We start from the raw sequence: 22,456 nt of genomic DNA, 5'->3' as shown, positions 1-22,456 counted from the left end.
ATCGAGAAACTGGCAAAAATGCCAGGTCCGCGGCGCTTGAAACATGAAGCCTCGGTCGCCTGGTTCGCCGGCAAGCCGGCTCCTACGGGATCGGTGCAGGTCCTGTAGGAGCCGGCTTGCCGGCGAAGAGGCCAACGCGATATCTCGCGCTGGCCCCCACGCACGCAAAAAAAAATCGCGAACCCGACACCCTTCCCCCTGGTGCGCAGTTACAGGGGGAAGGCCATCCGGCCCGCGATGAAGTCCAGCTTGCTCCGTCAGTCTTGCTTGCGATAACCCTCGACGATCGCCGAGAAGTCCTTGCCACCCTCGCCGCGCAGGCTCATGGCCTGGTACAGCTGCTGGGCCACCGCGCCGAGGATCACCGGTTGGTGCGCCTGGCGCGCGGCCTCGGTGGCCAGCCCCAGGTCCTTGAGCATCAGCTCGGCGCCGAAACCACCGGTGTAGCCGCGCGAGGCCGGGGCGGTGTCGATGATGCCCGGCCACGGGTTGTAGGTGTCCGAGCTCCAGCAGCGCCCCGTCGAGCTGTTGATGATGCCGGCCAGCACCTTGGTGTCGATGCCCAGCGCGTTGCCCAGGGCCATGGCCTCGGACACACCGATCATCGAGATGCCCAGCAGCAGGTTGTTGCAGATCTTGGCGATCTGGCCAGTGCCAACTTCACCGCAGTGCACGATATTGCGGCCCATCTGCGCCAGCACCGGCTGGAGCGTGGCGAACAGCTCGGCGCTGGCGCCAACCATGAAGGTCAGGGTGCCGGCCGCCGCGCCACCGGTACCGCCGGAGACCGGCGCGTCACCCATGTCGACGCCTTTGGCCGTCGCGGCCTTCGACACTTCACGGGCGGTCTGCGGGTCGATGGTGCTGCAATCCACGGTCGGGGTGCCGGGGCGGATGCCGGCCAGCACGCCGGTTTCTTCGTCCAGGTAAACGCTGCGCACATGGGCGGCGGCGGGCAGCATGGTGATCACCAGCTCGCTGTCGGCGGCGGCCGCTTTCGGCGAAGCGCTGACCTGCCCACCCAGCCCGGCAAGCTCCGCCAGCACGGTCTGGTTCAGGTCGAACAGGTTGAGCTGGTGGCCGGCCTTGATCAGGTTGCGGGCCATGGGCGCGCCCATGTTGCCCAGGCCAATGAATGCGATACGCATGGCGAGCTCCTTAGCGCAGGCTGATGGTGGTGTTCACACCGTCGTTGACGCTGTCGTCGTCGAACCAGCGGGCGGTGACGGTCTTGGTCTGAGTGTAGAACTGCACCACCTGCTTGCCGTACGGGCCGAGATCGCCAAGTTTGGAGCCACGGGAGCCTGTGAAGCTGAAGAACGGCACCGGCACCGGGATCGGAATGTTGATACCCACCTGGCCGATATCGATCTCGCTCTGGAACTTGCGCGCCGCCGCGCCGCTTTGGGTGAACAGGCCGGTGCCGTTACCAAACGGGTTGGCGTTGACCAGGGCGATGGCCTCGTCGAGGGTGTCCACTTCGAGCGTCACCAGCACCGGGCCGAAGATTTCCTGGGTGTAGACCTGCATGTCGGTCTTCACCCCGGAGAACAGGGTCGGGCCGATGAAGTTGCCTTGCTCGTAGCCCTGCACCTTCACGTCACGGCCGTCGAGCTCGAGCTTGGCGCCTTCCTTGATACCGCTTTCGATCAAGCCCAGCACACGCTCCTTGGCGCGCTTGGAGACCACCGGGCCGACGTCGGTGCCTGGCTCGTTGCCGGCGTTGACCTTGAGCTTGCTCGCCGCGTCCCTGATATCCGGCAGCCACTCGCGGGCCTTGCCCACCAGCACCGCCACCGAGGTGGCCATGCAACGTTGGCCGGCCGCGCCGAAGGCGGCGCCGACCAGGGCGTTGACGGTCTGCACGCGGTTGGCGTCGGGTAGCACCACGGCGTGGTTCTTGGCGCCCATCATCGACTGCACGCGCTTGCCGTGCTGGCTGCCCAGGTTGTAGACGTGGGTACCGACCTCGGTCGAACCGACGAACGAGATCGCCTTGATGTCCTTGTGGGTGCAGATCGCATCGACCACCTGCTTGCCGCCGTGCACCACGTTGAGCACGCCGGCGGGGATGCCGGCCTGCAGCGCCAGCTCGACCAGCATCATGGTCGACAGCGGGTCCTGCTCGGACGGCTTGAGCACGAAGGTGTTGCCACAGACGATGGCCATCGGGAACATCCACAGCGGGATCATCGCCGGGAAGTTGAACGGGGTGATGCCGGCGCACACGCCGATCGGCTGGCGCAGGGTGTAGGTGTCGACACCGCCGGCGACGTTCTCGGCGAACTCGCCCATCTGCAGGGTGCCGATGGACGCCGCGTGCTCGACCACTTCCAGGCCGCGGAAGATATCGCCCTCGGCGTCGGCAATGGTCTTGCCCTGCTCGGCGCTGAGCGTGACGGCGATGCGCTTGCTGTGCTCGCGGATCAGCGCCTGCAACTTGAGCATGATGCGCATGCGCGCGCCGATGGGGGTGTCGCGCCAGGTCTTGAAGGCGCGTTCGGCGGCGGCCACGGCGGCGTCGACTTCCTCGACGGTGGCGAACGGCACCCGCGCCAACACTTGTTGCGTGGCCGGGTTGACGATGTCGCGCCATTCGGTGGTCTTCGACTCGACCCATTGGCCGTCGATCAGCAGCTTGACCTGCTCGACCTGGGTCTGGGCGGGGGTCTGGGGTGCGTTCATCTGCGCTCTCCTTGGAATTATTGTCGGAACGAAGACGCCTACGCCGGAGCGAACACGGGGTGGCGCTTAGGGGCTGAGTTCGAGTATAGATGTGCAAACATCCAACAAGAATGCACAAAAAAACCGGATCATCATGCAAAAAGACCTCACCTCCCTGAGCGCGCTGAACTGGGACGACCTCAAGTTCTTTCTTGAGGTAGCGCGCACCCGCAAGGCCAGCAGTGCGGCCAAGCGCCTGGCCGTGGACTACACCACGGTGTCGCGGCGCATCGGTTCACTGGAAGGGGCGCTGGGCACTTTGCTGTTCGAGAAATCACGGACCAACGGCTTCGTCCTCACCGCCGAGGGCCAGCGTCTGCTGGGCTATGCGGAGTCGATCGAAAGCACCCTGCACATGGCCTGCGAGCAGGTGTCAGGCTCGGGCGTGGCCTTGTCGGGGCATGTGCGCATGGGCTGCACCGAAGGCTTCGGCAGCTTTTTCGTCACCCCACAACTGAGCCACTTCGTCGATGCCTGGCCGGCGATCTCGGTGGATATCCTGCCGTTGCCGCACTTCATCAGCCTGTCCAAGCGCGAGGCGGATATCGTCATTGCCCTGGAGCGGCCCGAACATGGGCCGTATGTGTGCTGCAAGCTGTGCGACTACCGCCTGCGCCTGTACGCGACCCAGGATTATCTCGACCGCCATGAGCCGATTCGCGAAGTCGCCGATCTGGCGCGCCACCCGTTCATCAGCTATGTGGACGACCTGGCGTTCAGCTCGGAGCTGCTGTACCTGGCCAACCTGATCCCCAACGCCAACGCGCACCTGCGCAGCACCAGCGTGATCGCCCAGTACACGGCGGCGTTGCAGGGGCGTGGGCTGGCGATCCTGCCGTGCTTCCTGGCGGCGCAGGATCCGCGGCTGGTAACGGTGTTGCCGGAGGAGATCGAGGTGACGCGGCAGTTCTGGATGTACTGCCGGGAGGATCTGCGCAAGTTGAAGCGGATCACCTTGCTGTGGGATTACATCCGTGAAGTGACCGAGGCCAATGCGCCGTTGCTGATGGGGGAGACGCGGGAAATGCGCTTTGCTCAGGATTGATAGACAAGGAGTAAGGGTGCTTAATCCTACCCCCAGCGATGCACAGCAGGACTCCAATCAAGGCGATGGCCGAGGGCATTGAGCTACATTGGATAACCTAGAATAACCCACCGCAAAACTCGGATAAACCCCGATACCCAATCGACGCTACGCATTCGCCTTTCATGACAAACCCAATGTTTACGGGGCGAATGGACGGTCTGGACTAAGCAAAGGGTGTTCCTCACCATGAAAAATAGTTTTTCAAAACGCGGCAAATGAAAAAGTCAACCCGCTAGGGGTTGCATTTCGTCTGGACTCGTGTAACACGACAACCTGCCCCAGTGGGCAGAAAAGATCATCGAGAAACCTCTACACGACCATGGTGTGAACAAATCACCCGGAAATCGCAGGAGGTTTTTTAACGCCTGGATTTTGGCTGACCACCACCGACGGTCTATGCAGCTCTTCGTAGCACCCTGCGTGGCTGGACTCCGCCTTGACTACAGCCTCGGGGAAGAGATTCCACTTTTCGCACCGCTGACCACCGATGTTCTGGTATGTGGCGTAGGGTACAACTCTGCCGACAGACGCAAGGCAATGGGATTGTCCTACCACGAACCCACATGCCTCTCGCACAGTCGCTGGATTGAAATGCTTCGCCGATGCTACGAGTCAGACGCTCCAGCCTATGCAGGATGTACGGCATGTAAGAAGTGTGCCACTTTTGACTCGATCAGTCCTGATGTATGGCCTAACATACGCTCCGACCCCGATGTGGGGAGACAAGGGAAGGTTGGAGGGGTTATGAAATTCTTGTTGAAGTGGGCGTTTATCATCTTTGGTGGCCTGATGGTGATTGGCATAATCAGCAACGCCATGAAAAGTCCAGAGGAGCGTGCTGCGGAGCAGACTGCGAGAGAGCAGCGTCAGGTAGAGCGCCAGCAGGCTGAGGCAGAACAGCGTCAGGCCGCAATTGAGGCTGAGAAGAAAGCTATCGCTGATATGCCCACTGTAACGGCACAAGGTCTTGCGTCCGCCTACGACGCCAACACTGTCGCCGCTGATGCACGATTCAAGGGTAAACGATTCAAGGTGACTGGCACCGTAGCGGACATCAACACCGACTTCACAGGCGATCCGTACCTCACTCTGCGAGGAGGAGTAAACCAGTTCATGGAGCCGCAATTCGGGTTTGAAAAATCTGACTCTGAACAGCTGGCCGTCCTTCGCAAAGGAAGCAAAGTTACACTGCTCTGCACTGGTCGTGGCGACGTCGCCAAAATCCCAATGTCGAAAGATTGCAGCCTTCTGTAATCCATTCTCGGGGCGGCAGGGGTCTCTGCCTACCGCCCAGCTAATTCCCGCTCGATCTCAGTACGCCAGCTCAAGACGGGCAGCCATCATTCGGCTGTATAAAATTCTTTATAGAATCTGTTGAGGTTCTTTGCTGGTTCTTGATAGGATTCCACCTGACTTAATATCGAGTCTTGTCTGGTTCTAGGTGAGGTATCTGCCATGAGTGACTTCTATACGAAGCTTGAGGCGAAGCGGAAGCGGGCAGCGCTGACTGAGTCCATGACAATTCGGGTAACGGTTGAGGAGGATGCCGCTATCAAGGAGCTTGCAACCGTCTATGACCTGACTCGTCAGGACCTGATACATGATCTGATAATTGAATACGTCCTACCCGCATGGAGGAAAGTCTCAGCAGAATCGATGGCTCAGACGGCACCACCGCCTCCAAGAGATGATGGCAACCAGTTCCATTACGTCCTCAACACCAACAAGGCCAACTCCTCTGAAGATCATGATGCGATGCTATCTGAGGAGATCGCAGCGGCGTTTGAGGATGGATACAAGGAAAAGATTGATCGTCTGAAAAAGGACGATATTGTCTTCCTGTACGAGTCTGGGAAGGGCATCGTGGCATTTGGTTTGGCGAATGGTAAGACAGAGGAGCGAGACCACTTTGGTGTGGCAGGAAAGACAAGATACCAGCGTCTTTACGGGTTTGAGCGACTTGAGAAGCCGATCTCAGCGAAGGATATCTGCCAGCGTCTCGGTCGAAACATAAAGTTTGCCCAAACACTGACGTATCTGAGCGACGGCAAAAAGCTGCTTGATTCGCTGATTGGCTGAATGGCTGAATGCGTCCGCTGGCAGCGGTGTGTTCTTTCGAGTATAGGTCAACGAGCACAGCCAGACACAACGGTCACAAGATCGCCGCCTTCTACACAGAGAGCGAATCAGGGACCAAGCTCCATCGCCCAGAACTGTTTCGTTTACTCGACGACAGTCATGATGACGATGTATTGCTGATTGAGCAGGTGGACAAGCTTTCTCGCCTCTCCCCTGATGACTGGGCAAGCCTGAAAACCATCATCGCCGCCAAGAAATTCAGGGTGGTATCGCTCGACTTGGCTACTAGTCATGCGGCATTGAAGCCAGCCCAAGGTCAAGACGACTTCACCAAAGGCATGATCAACGCTGTCAACGGGATGCTGCTCGATATGCTCGCTGTGGTTGCACGCAAAGAGTATGAAAACCGTCGCCGCCGTCAGGCTGAGGGGCTCGAGAAAGCCAAGGCCAGAGAGGTTTACAAAGGCCGACAAGTCGATCAGACACTTCATAACCGTATCAAGGAATGTCTCGATGCAGGCAAGATTATCCGCAAGACTGCTGAGATTGTTGGCTGTGCAGTATCTACGGTGCAGCGAGTGAAGGCAGCGTGACTCTCTGGCGCAAGCTACGCCTCTGCTAACCAGATAGAGGGAACGAAACCGGAACCGCCCCAATTTATTTTCAAATCAAGAACACCTCTCCTTTGGCCGCTCGCACATAGCTTAACAGCCCTCGCTTGAAGCTCAGTTTCCAAACATCACCTACACCAGCTTATTTTTCCAACCAGAAATTTAGGCCAAGTCCAAAGTGTAGGACCGTCGCGGCGCGGGGAAAGGATTTCAATTCGAAACCGCTTTACACTGAGTTACTACCAATTCCAACCACAGTGCAAACACGCACCCCGCACCTCTCACAAACACAAGCCAGTGGGAGACCACCGCGTCAATTGGACGGAGCGAGCGAAGAGTCCACTTGTAGTAAGAAACCCATTGAAACGATGAAACTATAAGTATCATCTGGACGAACACCGCCTCGACTATCGCTTAAAGATCGCGACCAGAATCCATAGCCCAATGATCCAAACCCACCAAGGAACTCCACCCGTTTTTTGCAATTTGGTCGGCACACTGCCTTGTGGCAATGACTGACCCACGGAAGCATTGGCCGGTTTGGTAGCCAATAGCGGAGAAGTGCTTTGAGGCGAACTTTTATTCGCCTGTGAACTTTGAATTTTTTGCAAGATTGCTGCGTTCGCAGTTTGAGGCGAATGATTGCCCGTCGTCAACAGGCTTGCCCCAGTAACAGGAGACGTAAGTGGCTCTCGCCCCCGAAGGCGCTCAATCACTTCCTGATTCTTACCGAGAACAGAAACATTATTAGCTGAAGCCTTCGCCGCCAGCCTAAATATTGCCTCAGCCGAAGTGATTTGTTTAATTTGATTTTGGCTAGAAATATCTATCGCAATATGACTGTAGCGATACTTCTTGCTCGCATATACAGGCTCAACCAACCCTACAACACTAACCCAACCTCCCACTAAGGACGAGTTCGGGGCACTCTTCATTTTCGCTAGTGCAGAGGGCCAGATACTTAACTTAACTATGCTGCCTTGCCATGGACCAAAGTTTACAAACACATACGAACGCCCACCTTTCTTTGTAGCTCCATGTTTGACCTCAACCACTTTCCCTACAAGCTCAACCATATTCCCAATATTCTTAACAAAGGCATTGTAATCAGTTGCATTAAGAACAGGATACTGAGAAAAATACGTAACTGGAGTAGCAGGCCGGGTTTTAATTGTAAACTGCTGTTGCGAAATCCCTTTCTTTACCAAGAAATCTGCAAGACTCGGAACTTGATCAAAACCACCTAAACATACAGCAGCGAATGCTTTCGCATCATCCGAATGCACTGAGCTAGAAATCAATCTTTGAAAAACTTTAGAAGAACCCGGGTCAGAAAAATCGGAAGCCCTAAAAACAAATGAATCCCAATCAGACTGACTTTCATCCCATAAATCGGGATCCTTTTCCAAGGCTTTCAGAGCAACAACTAAACTTATAAATGAAAACCGATCAAGGGATGAATTAAAATGAACTCCCGTACGACTGGGGTGCTGAAAGTTCCTATGACCAATTTCAGCTGCACCTAATTGCTTTATTTCAGGAACAAACATTCCATCATAATCAATTAACTGAACAACCTTACCGCTCTGACTAACCATCAGGTTACCCGGCTGCAAGTCACCATGTGCAATTACCTGAGACTCCAAATAAGCAGAAAGCTTAACTAGACTTTCACGGAGATCAGCCAAAGCCCTGCCATTACGAAAGTTATCAGAAACAAACTCACCTAATGTATCTCCAACTGCCCACGCCATCTTTACTACCGGAAATTTACCACCCTGAATCTGTACTCCCTGCGGCTGAAATTCGAAAGGGACGAAGTAGCTCGACGATAAATTTTTCAGCTTGGCACTAACTGCCTTGTAGCGCGATTCCAAATCAGGAGATTGCTTATGAAAGCATCGAACAGCATACTTTCTAGCCCCAACTGAAATAGTGTAAGTCAGTGCAAAACCGCCACACATAACCTTTGGAAGACCGAGACCACTTGTCGAAATACTCCCACCCTTCAACTCACCATCCAGTAGGGCAACCCGGGGATGCTGAAGTGCTTCTTGATACTGCTCGAGACTAGGATAAGCCATATCTACACCTTAGAATCTCAAACGAATCAAAGTGGTGTCATCGAGCTTCATTGTCTTATTTTCTCGAGACTTTTCTACAAATTCAGCGAACTCAAACTCCGAATCTATAGACAGAAGCAGGCGCCACTCTTCACGTCCTTCACTAATTGTTTTGTAGCACCAATGACCAATGGCATCCGTCATCAAAAGCACAGTAGTATTAGAACTTACAGCCGAAACCATAACATGCTTAGTATTGAAGAGCGGATCATTGACAAAATCGTTATGTTCATTTCGCGTACTTAACAATTCCGGACGCCCCTCAAACTGCTCAGGAGTAGTCAACGGGAAACACTTGGTTACTTCCTCACCTTCACAAACAACTACGACAGAATCTCCGACTGCAATAAATTCCACTTCAGAGCGTGCATCATTGTATTCACACGAGATCAAAGTAGCAAAACTACCTCGCTCAAAAGCCAAAGCCTTTGACCAAGACATCTTTGACGGATCATGAATAGTGGCATACGTTTTCACAGCCTGATAGATGGACGCTGGAGAAACACCCAAACCGGCACATGACATGCCACAAAGTATCGTCGCCCATGATTTGCTATCAAACGACTCAGAAGCACCATCACTAAGGCTAGCCACCTTTCCATTGATACTAAAAAGGTAGCTATCCTCATTCAGATGTTCAGCGTCGCTATCTTTTGCCACAGACGCAGCGAAATCTACGAACATAAAACTCACCGAAGTTGTGATGCACGAGTCCCAATATCGAAAAACTCAACAATTTCGGCAGCATCCGCGTTAAACACAAATCCACGAGATTCGGAATTCACAGAATACCCCTTCTCTTGTGCGAACTTAACTAGATGCTCTGGAAGGTTGCTCGACATACTAAAAAGAAGCTTGGCATAGGAGTCTGGCAATCCGTTTTCGGAAGCAGGGAACTTAACAGGGCTTGAGTCATTAGCACTAACATGAATATTCAAGAGCAGTACTTGCCCGTCATTGGTGCCTATTTGCCTAAGCATCGTAGCGAGCTCTTCAGGGTCACCATCGGTTGACTCGCCATCGGTGACATGCAAAACAGTTGGTGGATAGCTGTTCGGATGCTGATCGCACCACGCCACCAAAGCTTCAGCGGCACCGGTTAACGCTGCACGCATTGGGGTGCCTCCGTTGCTCACCGGCTGAAACCATACTGGGAACTTAACGGTCTGCTCTACCAATCCACCAGCTCCATCTGGAACCTTCTTAGTACGATCCTCAATCAGTAGAGGGTTGGCCTCAATTGCTGAGATCGGATGAAGAACTTGGCCACCCAAAGCTCCAGAAAAACCATTCGAGACACCAGTATGCCCATAACCAAGGACGCCTATGTCAAAGTAATCACGCACACCTTCTGATTTAGTGCAGCGAGTGACGAGGTTCATCAAAGTCCGGTTCAGGACATCAGCAACAAACTGAGCCTTTGTTCTCTCTCCTGCCATCCTGTCCCCCATGGAACCGGATTGATCCACAAGAAACAAAAAAGCTGTAGGATCACTACGTTGAATCGAGGCGGTGTATGTCATTGCTTTCTCCCTCCTTGAATTTCGGTCTAGTACCATCTGCATGCCGATACCACAGCACTATGCCACTATCTTGAGACATTCAGTGACAGGGCACAAGTCGCAGAAAGGATCACATCCATCAGGAGGAAGAAAGCATGGTATGCGGAGCAGTGACTGTCAGGCCAACGCAGACGACCATGGCAATTAGAGTCAGAGCTTTGAGATATTTCGACAGGTAATATCAAACCGCAGTGCACCACTCAGGTGTACCTAAACGCTGTCACACTTCAAGATTTTTTAGCGAGAAATACTTGTGAATTCAAGGGATTGCGTAATGGAGACGGCCCCACCAGTCACCTCCAGCATCAGTTGTTAGTCTATAACTGCGATCGAATCTCTTCCAGAATGCTTCACTCACGTTCACTTGCGCCCGACTGCCCGGCGCAAGCGTTTTACCAGTGGCATAAAGTAAACACGTCTCCATTCAGATCAATCCGACGCCACCACGATCGATACGCGACGGTTCTCCAGGCGCCCGGCGCTGGTGCGGTTGTCCGCCACCGGCTGGCTGCTGCCCAGCCCGCGGGTCTGGATGTTCTGCGGCTGCATGCCAATGCCGATCAACGCCTTGGCCACGCTCTGGGCGCGGCGCTCCGACAACTGCTGGTTGTAGGCCGCCTTGCCCGAGGCATCGGCATGGCCATCAATGCGCACGCGCTGGATATCCACCGACAGCAACGCCTTGCCGATGCGCTCGACGATCGATTCGCTGGCGCTGTTGAGGCTGTCCAGGTCACTGCCGAACAGCACCTTGCCGGACAGGTCGAACGCCCAGCCCTCGTCGGTCGGGGCGAAACCCTCGCGCTTGAGCACGGCCACCTGCTCGGGGGTCAAGCCCTTGGGCGGCACGCTCTGGCAGCCCACAAGGGCAAGCAGTGCCAGCAGCACGGCCAGAACGGGAAAACGCAGGAAAGGTAGGCGGTAGATCACGGTTCAGCTCCTGTTCTTAACGTCAGTGGCCTGGCGTTCCGGCTGGGCCACTTGCCAATGGCCACGGCGCTTGCGCTTGGCCTGGTACATCGCCGCGTCGGCGGCATTGAGCAGACTGGCCGGGTCTTGGCCATCGTTCGGGTAATAGGCGATACCGACACTCAGCGAGGTGGTGATGCTGTTGCCATCCTCCAGTTGCACCGGCAGCTTCATGCTGGCGACGATCTTCTCGGCGATGCGCTCGGCGTCCTCGCGCGCCAGCAGCGGCGACAGCAGCACGGCGAACTCGTCACCGCCCAGGCGCGCCATCAAGTCCTGTTCGCGCAACTGCGCGCGTACCCGGCTGGCAACACTGATCAGCACCTGGTCACCCACCGCGTGGCCGAGGCTGTCGTTGATCTGCTTGAAGTGATCGCTGTCGAGGAACAGCAACGCCAGGTGTTCCTGCTGGCGGGCGGCGTTACGCAGGCTGCGGGTCAGGCGGCCCTCGAAGAAGGCGCGGTTGGGCAGGCCGGTCAGGCTGTCGTGGCTGGCCTGGTGCGCCAGGGTCTCGTTCTCGCTCTGCAGGTGGCTCTGCCAGACCTCCAGTTCGTCGAGCAGCGCATTGAAGTCATTGCCCAGCTCGTTGAGTTCGGCGATCTGGGTTTCCGGCACGCGCCGGTCGAAACTGCGCTCGCGCCGGGCGGCGTGGGCGACGCTGGCCAAGTGGCGCAACGGGCGGATGATATCGCCGAACAGGCGGCGCGACAGGTACAGGGCAAGCACCGCGCTGAGCACGGTGCACACCAGGATGCCCACCAGGCCGCTGAGCAGGAAGCGCACCAGGCTGCCGCCCTGCCCGGTCAGCTCGATATGGCCAACTTTCTGGCCCATGTGCTGCACCGGCAGGTTGATCGGTTCCTCCAGCAGGCTGCGCGCCACCTGGCTCTGCAACTGCGCCATCATCCCCTGCTCGTCGCGCTGCCAGTGGGCGAGCAAGTCACCGTCGTTGTCATAGACCTTGGCGTCGGCGATCTCTTCGGTGGCGGCGATCAACGCCAGGGCTTCATTGGCTGCGGCACTGTCGTCGAAGACCACGGCGGCCTCGACGGTGTAATTGATGGAACGGGCGATCAAGTGCAGGTTGTGGTTGGCGTAGACCCGCAGCGCCGCAACGCCCAGCAGGGTCACCAGCACCCCGGCCAGGCCCGCGGCGAGCAACGCCACGCTCAGGTGGCCTCGGCCGAGCACCGCGCGCAGGGTCGGTCGGCTGAAACGTCGCTTCATGGTTGCCCCGCCCGGCGCCGCGACAGCTGCAGCACGCTGGGGTGGATGCGCACGCCGCTGCGGGCCACCGAATCGAGGTTGACGTCAAAGGCCACCTGCTGGTCGCCCACCCGCAGGCAGAACAGGCTGCCAACGGTGCACGGGTCGTCGGCCTCGCTGATGCTCAGCACCGGGTGGCTGTTGATGGCCTTGAACAACTGCTCGCGCTGGGCGCTGTCGAGCTTGCCGATGTACACCGCGTCGCAGCCGCTGCTGACACTGGCGTCGCCGGCCAGCAGGCGCCGTACCTGCAAGGCGTGCCCGGAATTCTGCACATTGCCCTTGATCAGGTCGTCCGCGTATTCGGTGGGGCCGACCAGGCACAAGCGCAAGGGGTTGGGCTCGGCGGGCCAGCGCGCATAGCTGAGGATGCCCAGCACCACCTGGGTCACGGCCTTGGCCCGCTGCTGGACCTGCGCGTCCGACGCGGCGCTGCCCGCCCAGGCAGGAGCGCCGTTCGACAACAGCATGGCCGTCAGCAGCGAGAGCACACAGCCCATCACGCGTCTCAAGGCCGAGACAGCCACTGTCATGGAGGGAAATCTCTCAGAGGGTTTCCGGATAATGCCGCAACGATAGCACACCGCGTCGCTACACCCGCATCACACCTGTTCCAGCATCAGCCCGGAGACACGCCTGACCTTGCGCCCGACAGCCTCCTCGAACACCCCGGTCCGTGGCTCGACCAGGCTGAAGCAGTGCTTGGCCCGGGTAATGCCGGTGTACACCAGTTCCTTGGTCAGCACCGGGTTGAGCGCATCGGGCAGCACCAGCGCGGTGTGGCTGAACTCCGAGCCCTGGGACTTGTGCACGGTCATGGCGAACACGGTCTCCACTTCGCTCAGGCGGCTGGGCAGGACGAAACGCACGCCGCCACTGCCGTCGTTGCGCGGGAAGGCGACGCGCAGCAGGGCCTGGCCCTGATCGTCCGGCAGGCGCAGGGCGATGCCGATATCGCCGTTCATCAGGCCCAGGCCATAGTCGTTGCGCGTCACCAGCACAGGGCGCCCTTCGTACCAGGCTTGCTGGCTGTCGATCAGCCCGGCGTTGTGCAGCACCCGCGCCACCCGCTCGTTCAGGCCTTCGACGCCCCAGGCGCCCTTGCGCACGGCGCAAAGCAACTGGAAGTCCTCGAAGCTGCGCAGCACTTCCCCGGCCCATTGCTCCCAGCGCGGATCGTCGCCGGGGGTACCGGGCGGCGGACGCAGGCGGCCGATGGCGCGCAGGTAGCCGCGATAGCCTTGCGGGCCGTCGACACCTTGGTTGAGGCCATCAAGCAGCAGGCGGTCGAAGCGCTTGTCGTGCTCGCCACCCAAGGTCAGGCAGAAGACATCCTGTGGTTGGCTCGCCAACAACTCTCGAGCTTCCCTGGCCTGCTGACGATTGACCAGACGCGCCAGTTGGCCGATGCCACTGCCTTCACCGAAGCGACGGGAGTGACGCAGCATGACGATCTGCTGGGCCAGCGGGTTGCGCTGGCCATCGCCCGGTTTCAGGCCGATGCCACTCAGCGACTGCCCACCCACCTGCTCCAGCCAGGCAAGGGTCTGCGGCCAGTAGCAGCCGTCTTCCGCGTCGCGGCACAGGTCGCCCAGCACCGCCCCGGCTTCTACCGACGCCAGCTGATCCTTGTCACCCAGCAACACCAAGCGCGCATTGGGTGGCAGGGCATCGAGCAGGTTGGCCATCATTTCCAGGTCGATCATCGACGCCTCGTCGACCACCAGCACATCCAGCGGCAGTGGGTTGCCCGCATGATGGCGGAAATGGCGCGAGCCCGGGCGGCTGCCGAGCAGGCGGTGAACAGTGCTGACTTCGGTGGGAATGTGCGCACGCACTTCATCAGCCACCTGCAGCCGCTCGACTTGTTGCCCGATGGACTCGGTCAGGCGTGCCGCCGCCTTGCCGGTGGGCGCCGCCAGGCGGATGCGCAAGGGGCGCCCCTGCTCCACCGCAGGCGCCTGCAACAGGCCGAGCAAGCGCACCACGGTGGTGGTCTTGCCGGTGCCGGGGCCACCGGTGATGACACTGAAACCGGCGCGGGTGGCCAGGGCGCAGGCCAGTTTCTGCCAGTCCACTTCGGCAGCCGGCGTACCGCCTTCGAACAGCTGCGCCAGGCGCAGCGAGAGGTCGCCCTGCTGAGGTTGCAGGCGAGCCAGACGCTCGTGCAGGGCAGCGTCGATGCGCCGCTCGTAGGTCCAGTAGCGCCGCAGGTACAGGCGCTGTGCGCTGAGCACCAATGGCCGGGAGCGCTGCTCAATGGCATCGCCATTGGCCACCAGAGCGCTTTCGCCGATGCGCTGCAGCCAGGTGCCCAGGTCGAGGCTGGCCAGCAGTTGCGAAGGCAGCAGCAATGGCCCGGCCAGGGCATCCCCTTCCGGTGGCAACGACAAGGCGAAGTCCGGCTCGGCCAAGGTCTGCGCCAGGTCCAGGCAGACATGGCCATGGCCCAACTGATGGCTGGCCAAGGCCGCCGCCAGCAGCACCAGTGGGTCGCAGCCAGGGGCACGCTCTTCGAGAAAGCTCACGAACGCCCGGTCCAGGGCGCGCAGCCAGCCGCGTTCCACCCAACGGTCGAGCAGGGCCAGCAGATCCTGGCTGTCGCGCAGGGGCGCCAGCGCGCTCAGGTGCTCGGCTTGCAGCGCGGTGGGCAGCAGGTCATCGAGGCTTCGGCTCATGGCGCGGCTCCGGCAAACAGGTCCTGCTGTTCGGGGGCATTGATACCCCGGAACAATGCGTCCAGCGCCTCGATCAGCGCACGGGGCGGCCGGGCGTGATACAGGCCATGGCCCGCAGGCGTCACGCCACGCAGGAAGATGAACAGGGCACCGCCGACATGGCGGTCGTAGTCATAGCCAGGCAGGCGGGCGCGCAATTGCCGATGCAGGGCCAGCAGGTAGAGCACGTATTGCAAGTCATAGCGGTGCTCGAGGATCGCCTGCTCCATGGCCAGCGGCCCGTAGGCCTGGGCATCCGGGCCGAGCCAGTTGGACTTGTAGTCCGCCACGTAGTAGCGCCCGTCCAGCTCGAAGGCCAGGTCGATGAAGCCCTTGAACATGCCATTGAGCTGGGTCGGCTGCGCGCCCGGGCGGGCCGTGCCGCCATGGGTGTGGCGCAGCACCAGCTGGTCGAGCTGCACGGCATCGACGTTGTGGCTGGCGAACCAGAACTCCATCTCGATCTGGTACTGGCCCAGTTCGGCGAGGGTGAGGTGGGTATCCGTCAGCGGCATCGGCTGTACCAGCATCTGCTGCAACCACTGGGTGAGCGTGGGGATCCAGCCTTTCCAGTCGCGCCGGTTGCAGCGTCGGGCAACGGTGTCCTCGAGCCGATCCGGCTGTGCGGCGACCTCGGCGAAACCTTCATTGCCAGCCCACTCCAGCAGGCCGTGGAGGAAGGTACCGGGGTTCGGGCCACGGGGGAAACGGTGGATATCGCCCGCCTCGGCCGGTACTTCGCGCAATTGCAGGCTGTCCAGCACCTCGTCGTCCAGCAGTTGCTGGGCCTGGGAGCTGTCGGCGACCAGGGTCTGGTCACCCACGCGCAAGGCGCTGTAGGAAGCGATCCACCAGTGCTCGGCCGCCGCGCGTCGCGGCTTGCGTGGCGGCAGCAGCTCACGCTGGCTCTCGGGCATGCGATAGCACTGCGCGTCCGCCTCCGGCACCGGCCCACTGGCGATGGCCGGGTTGGCTGCGACCAGCATCCGCAACCATTCGCTCAGTTCGCTCGACGCCTTCAGCGCCGAGCCGCCGCCGAGCAGGTAGCCCAGGGCCGAGCGGTGCAGCTGCGAACTGCGCTGGGTACCGCGCTTGAGGTCGGCGACACCCAGCCAGCACGCATGCTGGGCACGGGTCAGGGCGACATAGAGCAGGCGCAGGTCTTCGGCCAGACGCTCGTCGTCGGCGCGCTCGATCTGCTCGGCATCGGGGGTGAGCGTCAAGTGCGCCAAGCCGTCGTCGTCATGCCAGGCCAGGGGCAGGCGTTGTCCATCCACCGGTTTGCTGGTGCAGATGAACGGCAGGTACACCAGGGGGTACTCCAGGCCCTTGGACTTGTGGATGGTCACCACCTTGACCAGTTGCTCGTCGCTTTCCAGGCGCAGGATCTGCTCCTCCCCCACCTGCCCGGCATTGGCCAGGTGCTCGGCGAGGTGGCGGATCAGCGCCTGTTCGCCATCGAGCTCACCGGCCGCCTGTTGCAGCAGCTCGGCCAGGTGCAGCAGGTTGGTCAGCACCCGCTCGCCATCACTGCGCGCCATCAGGCTGCGCGGCAGCTGGAAGTCGTGCAGCAACCGGCGCAGCATCGGCAGCACGCCCTGGCGTTGCCAGGTGTCGCGGTAACGCCGGAAGCGCATCACCCAGTTCTCCCAGACCCGCTCGTCCTGGTTCAGCCGCTCCAGGTCGATCAACGGCAGGTCGAGGGTGATGCTGGCCAGGGCGGCCTTGAGCAGGCGCTCGGAATCCGGCTCGGCGCAGGCCTTGAGCCAGGCCAGCAAGTCATGGGCTTCCTGGGCGGCGAACACCGAGTCCTTGTCCGACAGGTACACGCTACGCACATCGCGGGCGGCCAACTCGGCACGAACCAGCTGCGCCTCGCGGCCATCGCGCACCAGGATGGCGATATCCGAGGGTAGGCAGGGGCGCAGCGTGCCGTCCTTGTCGGCAAAACCACTGACGCCCCGCTGCCCACTATTGAGCAATTCCACGATATGGCTGGCGCAACTGGCTGCGAGGCGCTGACGGTAGAGCGTGTTGGAGACCGGTTCGTCAGCCTCCAGTTGCCAGCAGTGCAAGGCTGCGATGGGCTGACCGTCGACCAGCAAGTGCTCGGCGCGCCCCTTGGCGTGGACTTCGACGAACGGCAACGGGTTGTCGCCGTGGGCGCGGAACAGGAAGGCGCCGCGCCCTTCACTACGCGCCTCGGCCTGGAGGAATACACGGTTCACCGCCGCGACCATGGCCTGGCTCGAACGGAAGTTGGTGTCCAGGCTGTGCAGGCGGCCGCGGGTGGCACGGCGCGCCGCCAGGTAGGTGTAGATATCGGCACCGCGGAAGGCGTAGATGGCCTGCTTCGGGTCACCGATCATGAACAGTCCGGTATCCGGGTTGTTCTCGCTGATGCGATAGATGCGCTCGAAGATGCCGTACTGCACCGGGTCGGTGTCCTGGAACTCGTCGATCAGCGCTACTGGAAACTGCTCGCGGATCAACCCGGCCAGGCGCTCGCCGGCCTCGCTGCCCAGGGCATGCTGCAAGCGCAGGAGCATGTCGTCGAAACCCATCTCCGCGCGGCGGCGCTTCTCCACTTCGAAGCGCGCCGACACCCAGGCGGCGGCATGTTCGAGCAATCGGACATCGGGGCTGGCCAGCCCCTGCAACTGTTCGCGCAGGCTTTCCATGGCGCGCAGGGCCGGGTGCTCCGGTGGCTCACCGGACTTCCACGCCTCGGCCATGCCGGCGCTGGTCAGCCGGGTGAAACCGGTGCCCAGGTCCAGCTCCATGGCCTGCTCGTCGCCCGCCCAGGCGCGCAGCTTGTCGAACCAGGGCTCGAAGTAGCGTGCCTGTAATTTGCGGCCATCGGCCTGCTTGGCGGCCACGGCATCGCGGCACAGCTGTTGCAACTCATCCGCCCAAGCGCTCCACGGTGCCTTGAGCTGGCCCAACTGCTCGCTGCGCTGGCGTAGGGTGGCTTCGATCAAGGCCTGGGGTTCGGCGTCGTCCTGCTCGCCGTGCACCCGGCCGAACAACGGGCGGATACGCGGCAGCAATGCATCGGGGCTGCCCCAGTTGCCACGCACCCAGGCCAGTGCCTCGCCACGCATGCCATAGCAGAAGCGTCGCCAGTAATCGCGCATCACTTGGCCGAGCAGTTCACTGTGATCGGTTTCCAGACTCTGGGTGAACAGGCTGCCGCTGTCGAAAGCGTGCTCGCGCAGCATCCGCTGGCACCAACCGTGGATGGTCGACACCGCGGCCTCGTCCATCCACTGCACGGCGATCTCCAGGCGGCTTGCGCAGCGCGGCCAATGCGCCTGTGGATAATCGTCGCGCAGCTGGTGCAGCAGTGGGTCGGCATCGTCCAGCTCGTCACGGAAGAACCGCGCGGCCTCAGCCAGCCGTGTGCGGATACGTTCGCGCAGCTCCTTGGTGGCCGCGTCGGTGAAGGTCACCACGAGGATCTGCGGGGGCAACAGTTCACGGGCAAAGCCCTGCTCGCCGCCGTGCCCCAGGATCAGGCGCAGGTACAACGCCGAGATGGTGAAGGTCTTGCCGGTACCGGCGCTCGCTTCGATCAGTTGGCTGCCGTGCAGTGGGAAGCGCAACGCCAGGGGGCGGGCTTGGCTCATTGGGCACTCTCCGGATTACCCAGGGTCTGCCAGGGTGCTGCGAACAGGGGGCGGTACAGCGTTTCACACCAACCCTCGAAAGTCTCGTCCAGGGCAAGGGTGGCGAAGTCGCGGTATTGGCGGGCCAGGGCCAGGCTCTCGCTGCGTTCGCCGTAGCTGATCTGCCCGTCACCTTCGTAGGCGCGGGTGGCGGCGGCCAGGGCCTTGTCCGGGTCTTCCTGGGCCAGCCAGGCGAACGCGGTCTTGGCCGCCACCGGCAGCGGCGTATTCATGCCAGCCTGGCGCGCCACCAGCAACTCGCCCAGACGCTCCGCGGCCTCGGCTTGCGGCAACGGGGCGAGCAGCAAGGTCAGGTCGCTGGCCACCAGCGCACTGTGCAGGGGGTAACCCGAGGCACACGCGGCCAGGTGCATGACCCAGGCCGGAATCAACCGATGCCACTTCAGGCTGTGACGCCCGGCACCGAGGGTATTGGGCACGGTGGCGATGCTCAGCAGGCTCTGGTCCTCGGCCTGGTACACGCGCCCCAGCCAACCCTCCAGGCGATGCGCTCCCTGTTCGAAATGAATCGGCAAGGCACCTTCGACCAACGTCGGCCAACGCTGCAGTAGTTGACGGTGGCGTTGCAACAGGTCCGGCAGCGGCTGGATCAGCTCGGCCTGCAACGCTTCACCGAAGCCGGCCAGGGGCAGCAAGCCGCAGGCCTGCAGGCGTCGGGCCTGGGCCTGCAAGGCGCGCTCGGCGTTGTCCGGGTCGGCCAGTGCCGCGCCCAGCAGGCTTTCGCTCAGGCCATAGCGTTGCAGCGCATCGAGGACGAAGGGTTCTTCATCCGGCGTCGGCGCTTCCAGCGCCTCGAAGAAGACCTTGAGGCGCTGGCTGAAAAAGTGCCGCACAGGGTGGCGCAGGAAATCCTGCAACTGCACCAGGCTCAATGGCTCATCGTTGCTGTAGGCCGACAGCGAAGTGTGCTGCGCATCGTTGTCCACCTCCTGCTGGTGCAGCACCCGCCACTCATGGGCGAAGCTGAACAACGGGCTGCCTTTCTGGAAATAACGCAGGCTGAATGGCTGCAGCGGGTGTTCCTGGGTCAGTGTGTGCAACAACTGTTGGCCCGGGTCTTCCCGTTGCCCCTGCCGAGCACCTGCCAGTTGCCAACCCGCGGCCAGGTGGTCGCGCAGTTGGCCAACCAGGACCGAAGCAGGCCGCTCGCTGTTATCACGAATGCTCCGCCCGACCCAGCTGACATAAAGCTGGTCGCGGGCCGACAGTAACGCCTCGAGCAACAGGTAGCGGTCGTCCTCACGGCGGGAACGATCACCCGGGCGGTAATCACTGGCCATCAGGTCGAAATCGAGTGGCGGCTGGGCACGCGGGTAGTCACCATCGTTCATGCCCAGCAGGCAGACCACGCGGAACGGGATGGCGCGCATGGGCATCAGGGTGCAGAAGTTCACCGAGCCGGCGAGGAAGCGCTGAGACAACTTGCCTTGGTCCAGGCCCGACAACCAGGCCTCGCGAACCACGGTGAGCGGCAACAGATCCTGCAGGCCGACTGCATCGCAGGTCTCCAGCCAGGTGTCGCGCAGATCCTGTAGCTGCACCAGCAGCAACTCGTCGTGTTCGTCTTCAGCCAGGAAGAAGATCTGCAGCAGGGCATGCAGGCGCTCGCCCCACTGTGTCGCCGTGGCCGGTTGCGAGAGCGCCTGGCAGGCGATGTCCAGGGCATCGAGCAAGGCCACCAGCGGGCCGATCAGGGCCGCATCGAGCCCGCCGATCTCATCGTACGGCTCGATACCGTCACAGCCCTCACCCACGCCCACGGCGTAACCCAGCAGCATGCGCCGCAAGCCGAATCGCCAGCTGTTCTGCTCCAGCCCTTCGGGCAGTCCCAGGCTGGCGCGCTGCTCGGCGCTCAGGCCCCAGCGGATGCCGGAGCCTTCGATCCAGCGATGCAGGGTGGGCAGGTCGCTCTCCTGGATGGCGAAGCGGGCCCGTACCGCTGGAACATCCAGCAGGTCGAGCACCTCGCTGACGGCGAAACGGCTGTCGGGCAGCTTCAGCAGATGCTCGAGGGCGATCAGCAACGGGTCACGGCCGCGTTGCCCCTGGTCGGTCAGGGTGAAGGGGATGTAGCGGGGGTCGCTGCGCTCCAACTGGCCGAACACGGCGCGGATGTGCGGGGCATAGGTGTCGATCGCCGGCAGCATGACGATGATGTCCCGGGGCCGCAGCGTAGGGTCGGCACTGAAGCGAGCCAGCAACTGGTCATGCAGGATCTCGACTTCGCGCTGAGGGCTATGGGCCACATGAAAGCGCACGGAGCGATCCTTCGCCGGATCGACTGCTGGCCACTGCTCACGGGTTTCTGCCAGTGGGCGCAGTTCGAGGATGTCGTCCTGGAGCTGGTTGAGCAGCGTCTGGGGATCAGCGTCGCTGAACAAGTCGATGCGGCCGTCACTGAAGACCGTCTGGTAGCTACCCGGGTCGTCGTAGCTGTCGAGCAGGTTGATATAGTCACGGCCCTGCTTGCCCCAGGCGGCGAGCAGCGGGTGGGCGTGCTGGTGCAGCAACTCGTCATCCAGTTGCATGGGCATGCCCTGCTTGCGCTGCTGGCGCTTGTACTGGTGACGCAGCAGGTCTTTGTCGGCAACGATATCGCCCCAGTGGTGGCGGCAAGGGTTGTGCACGCACAGCAGCACCTGGCTGAAACGGGCAAGGCCCGCCAGCGCCTCGAGAATCTGTGCGGGCAGCGACGAGATGCCGAACACGATCAGCCGGGCCGGCAAGCCGGCAGGCGCCTGCTCCAGGCTGTTGATGCGTTTGATAAAGCGCTGGTGCACACCGGCGCGGCTCTGGGCCATGCCCTCTTCGCCCACATCTTCAAGCAATATCCGCCACAGTTCGGCCTGCCAGCGGTTACCTGCCGCCAAAGGCTTGCGCTCACCGCGTGCGGTGTTGAGCACATGGGCGCCGGACGCCCAGTCCTTGAGCCAGTCGGCACGGTAGACCTGGTACTGGTCGAACAGGTCGGCCAGGCGCTCGGCCAGCTGGTAGCGCTTGCGCAGGTCACTGTCATCGGTGAGGAACCGGCGCAGGGGCTCGAAGTGCGGCCATTCGATCACCTCCGGGAGCAGCCGCATCAGGCGCCAGGTGAGCGGCGCCTTGTCCAGCAACGATACTTCGGGGATTTCATCGCGCCCCAGTACGCGGCGGTACAGCTGCCACATGAAACTACCGGGCAATTGCACATCGATGGCGGCGGCGATGCCGCACCCGCCCTGGTCATCGTCCTGAGGATCCTCGGCCAGGGCCAGTTTCAACCACTGGGCGATGCCATTGCTCTGCACCAGGGCGATTTCGTTTTCCAGGGGCGCCAGGGGGTAGCGACGCATCACGCTCACCACCAGGTTGCGCAGGTCATCCAGGCGGTTGCCCTGGACGATCATGAAGCCTGGGTGAAGTGAGGTGGTCATTGCCATTGGGGCTCTCTGGTAGGGCGGTGGTACTGGTACGGAACCTTATCACGGGGTGCAGATCCTGTAGGAGCCGGCTTGCCGGCGAAGGGCGCGCCGCGGTGGATGGCACCGGCATGGCCGGTGTTCGCCGGCAAGGCCGACTCCTACGAGGGGAAGATTTTTCCGGGGCGCAAAGACAAAACCCCTACCTGCATGCGCAGATAGGGGTTTTGC

General features: G+C 61.0%; 15 protein-coding genes. 4 read left to right on the top strand and 11 right to left on the bottom strand.

Features of this window, described 5'->3' with window-relative positions; translation table 11 throughout:
• Positions 1 to 257 precede the first annotated feature (257 nt).
• Both mmsB and P5705_RS11130 read right to left on the bottom strand, forming a co-directional pair.
• Positions 258 to 1,148: a 3-hydroxyisobutyrate dehydrogenase gene (gene mmsB / locus P5705_RS11135; protein ID WP_277460905.1), complete on the bottom strand. Its 891-nt coding sequence runs from the start codon at positions 1,146 to 1,148 to the stop codon at positions 258 to 260.
• Between the two features lie 10 nt (positions 1,149 to 1,158).
• On the bottom strand, positions 1,159 to 2,685 hold the full coding sequence (locus tag P5705_RS11130) for a CoA-acylating methylmalonate-semialdehyde dehydrogenase (RefSeq protein WP_277460904.1): 1,527 nt from the start codon (positions 2,683 to 2,685) through the stop codon (positions 1,159 to 1,161).
• 133 nt (positions 2,686 to 2,818) lie between these two features.
• Here P5705_RS11130 and P5705_RS11125 point away from each other — a divergent pair, with 133 nt between their 5' ends.
• From P5705_RS11125 to P5705_RS11110, 4 genes are all read left to right on the top strand, one after another.
• Entirely contained in the window at positions 2,819 to 3,769 is a 951-nt protein-coding gene (locus P5705_RS11125; RefSeq protein ID WP_277460903.1) for a LysR family transcriptional regulator, read from the top strand.
• A gap of 786 nt (positions 3,770 to 4,555) precedes the next feature.
• The gene (locus tag P5705_RS11120; protein ID WP_277460902.1) at positions 4,556 to 5,065 is read left to right on the top strand and encodes an OB-fold protein; all 510 of its coding nucleotides are present in this window, start codon (positions 4,556 to 4,558) and stop codon (positions 5,063 to 5,065) included.
• Between the two features lie 201 nt (positions 5,066 to 5,266).
• Positions 5,267 to 5,890, top strand: a complete 624-nt coding sequence (locus P5705_RS11115) for a hypothetical protein (protein WP_277460901.1) — start codon at positions 5,267 to 5,269, stop codon at positions 5,888 to 5,890.
• Positions 5,891 to 5,898: 8 nt separating this feature from the next.
• Positions 5,899 to 6,483 carry a recombinase family protein gene (locus tag P5705_RS11110; protein ID WP_277460900.1) on the top strand — a complete coding sequence of 195 codons (585 nt, stop codon included), beginning with the start codon at positions 5,899 to 5,901 and terminating at the stop codon, positions 6,481 to 6,483.
• 425 nt (positions 6,484 to 6,908) lie between these two features.
• Here the strand turns inward: P5705_RS11110 and P5705_RS11105 are convergent, their stop codons facing one another.
• The 9 genes from P5705_RS11105 to recC all read right to left on the bottom strand — a co-directional run bounded on the left by P5705_RS11105 (position 6,909) and on the right by recC (position 22,246).
• The gene (locus P5705_RS11105; protein WP_277460898.1) at positions 6,909 to 8,585 is read right to left on the bottom strand and encodes a phosphotransferase family protein; all 1,677 of its coding nucleotides are present in this window, start codon (positions 8,583 to 8,585) and stop codon (positions 6,909 to 6,911) included.
• Positions 8,586 to 8,594: 9 nt separating this feature from the next.
• A complete protein-coding gene (locus P5705_RS11100; protein ID WP_277460897.1) occupies positions 8,595 to 9,308 on the bottom strand; it encodes a hypothetical protein in 714 nt (237 codons plus the stop codon).
• A gap of 5 nt (positions 9,309 to 9,313) precedes the next feature.
• The gene (locus P5705_RS11095; RefSeq protein ID WP_277460896.1) at positions 9,314 to 10,147 is read right to left on the bottom strand and encodes a vWA domain-containing protein; all 834 of its coding nucleotides are present in this window, start codon (positions 10,145 to 10,147) and stop codon (positions 9,314 to 9,316) included.
• A gap of 468 nt (positions 10,148 to 10,615) precedes the next feature.
• Positions 10,616 to 11,116, bottom strand: a complete 501-nt coding sequence (locus P5705_RS11090; protein WP_277460895.1) for an OmpA family protein — start codon at positions 11,114 to 11,116, stop codon at positions 10,616 to 10,618.
• 3 nt (positions 11,117 to 11,119) lie between these two features.
• Positions 11,120 to 12,382 (bottom strand): diguanylate cyclase domain-containing protein, encoded by a 1,263-nt coding sequence (locus P5705_RS11085; protein ID WP_277460894.1) that lies wholly within the window; start codon positions 12,380 to 12,382, stop codon positions 11,120 to 11,122.
• Positions 12,379 to 12,954 (bottom strand): YfiR family protein, encoded by a 576-nt coding sequence (locus P5705_RS11080; RefSeq protein ID WP_277460893.1) that lies wholly within the window; start codon positions 12,952 to 12,954, stop codon positions 12,379 to 12,381. Before P5705_RS11080 ends, P5705_RS11085 begins: the two co-directional genes overlap by 4 nt.
• A gap of 69 nt (positions 12,955 to 13,023) precedes the next feature.
• On the bottom strand, positions 13,024 to 15,099 hold the full coding sequence (gene recD / locus P5705_RS11075; RefSeq protein ID WP_277460892.1) for an exodeoxyribonuclease V subunit alpha: 2,076 nt from the start codon (positions 15,097 to 15,099) through the stop codon (positions 13,024 to 13,026).
• Positions 15,096 to 18,767, bottom strand: coding sequence for an exodeoxyribonuclease V subunit beta (gene recB / locus P5705_RS11070; protein ID WP_277460891.1), 3,672 nt, complete (start codon positions 18,765 to 18,767; stop codon positions 15,096 to 15,098). Before recB ends, recD begins: the two co-directional genes overlap by 4 nt.
• The gene (recC, locus tag P5705_RS11065; RefSeq protein WP_277460890.1) at positions 18,764 to 22,246 is read right to left on the bottom strand and encodes an exodeoxyribonuclease V subunit gamma; all 3,483 of its coding nucleotides are present in this window, start codon (positions 22,244 to 22,246) and stop codon (positions 18,764 to 18,766) included. The genes recB and recC overlap by 4 nt, the downstream gene beginning before the upstream one ends.
• Between the last annotated feature and the right edge of the window lie 210 nt (positions 22,247 to 22,456).

This window comes from Pseudomonas entomophila (genome assembly GCF_029478665.1).
GTDB classification, from domain to species: Bacteria; Pseudomonadota; Gammaproteobacteria; order Pseudomonadales; family Pseudomonadaceae; genus Aquipseudomonas; species Aquipseudomonas entomophila_F.
Note: the sequence above shows the minus strand (reverse complement) of the source record. Positions and strands in the feature narration are given on the sequence as shown.

Coding starts and splice junctions, on each gene's coding strand:
- mmsB (WP_277460905.1), bottom strand. CDS start 1,148: ATGCGTATCGCATTCATTGGCCTGGGCAACATGGGCGCGCCCATGGCC.
- recB (WP_277460891.1), bottom strand. CDS start 18,767: ATGAGCCAAGCCCGCCCCCTGGCGTTGCGCTTCCCACTGCACGGCAGC.
- recD (WP_277460892.1), bottom strand. CDS start 15,099: ATGAGCCGAAGCCTCGATGACCTGCTGCCCACCGCGCTGCAAGCCGAG.
- P5705_RS11100 (WP_277460897.1), bottom strand. CDS start 9,308: ATGTTCGTAGATTTCGCTGCGTCTGTGGCAAAAGATAGCGACGCTGAA.
- P5705_RS11130 (WP_277460904.1), bottom strand. CDS start 2,685: ATGAACGCACCCCAGACCCCCGCCCAGACCCAGGTCGAGCAGGTCAAG.
- P5705_RS11105 (WP_277460898.1), bottom strand. CDS start 8,585: ATGGCTTATCCTAGTCTCGAGCAGTATCAAGAAGCACTTCAGCATCCC.
- P5705_RS11085 (WP_277460894.1), bottom strand. CDS start 12,382: ATGAAGCGACGTTTCAGCCGACCGACCCTGCGCGCGGTGCTCGGCCGA.
- P5705_RS11120 (WP_277460902.1), top strand. CDS start 4,556: ATGAAATTCTTGTTGAAGTGGGCGTTTATCATCTTTGGTGGCCTGATG.
- P5705_RS11095 (WP_277460896.1), bottom strand. CDS start 10,147: ATGACATACACCGCCTCGATTCAACGTAGTGATCCTACAGCTTTTTTG.
- P5705_RS11080 (WP_277460893.1), bottom strand. CDS start 12,954: ATGACAGTGGCTGTCTCGGCCTTGAGACGCGTGATGGGCTGTGTGCTC.
- P5705_RS11125 (WP_277460903.1), top strand. CDS start 2,819: ATGCAAAAAGACCTCACCTCCCTGAGCGCGCTGAACTGGGACGACCTC.
- P5705_RS11110 (WP_277460900.1), top strand. CDS start 5,899: ATGCGTCCGCTGGCAGCGGTGTGTTCTTTCGAGTATAGGTCAACGAGC.
- P5705_RS11115 (WP_277460901.1), top strand. CDS start 5,267: ATGAGTGACTTCTATACGAAGCTTGAGGCGAAGCGGAAGCGGGCAGCG.
- recC (WP_277460890.1), bottom strand. CDS start 22,246: ATGGCAATGACCACCTCACTTCACCCAGGCTTCATGATCGTCCAGGGC.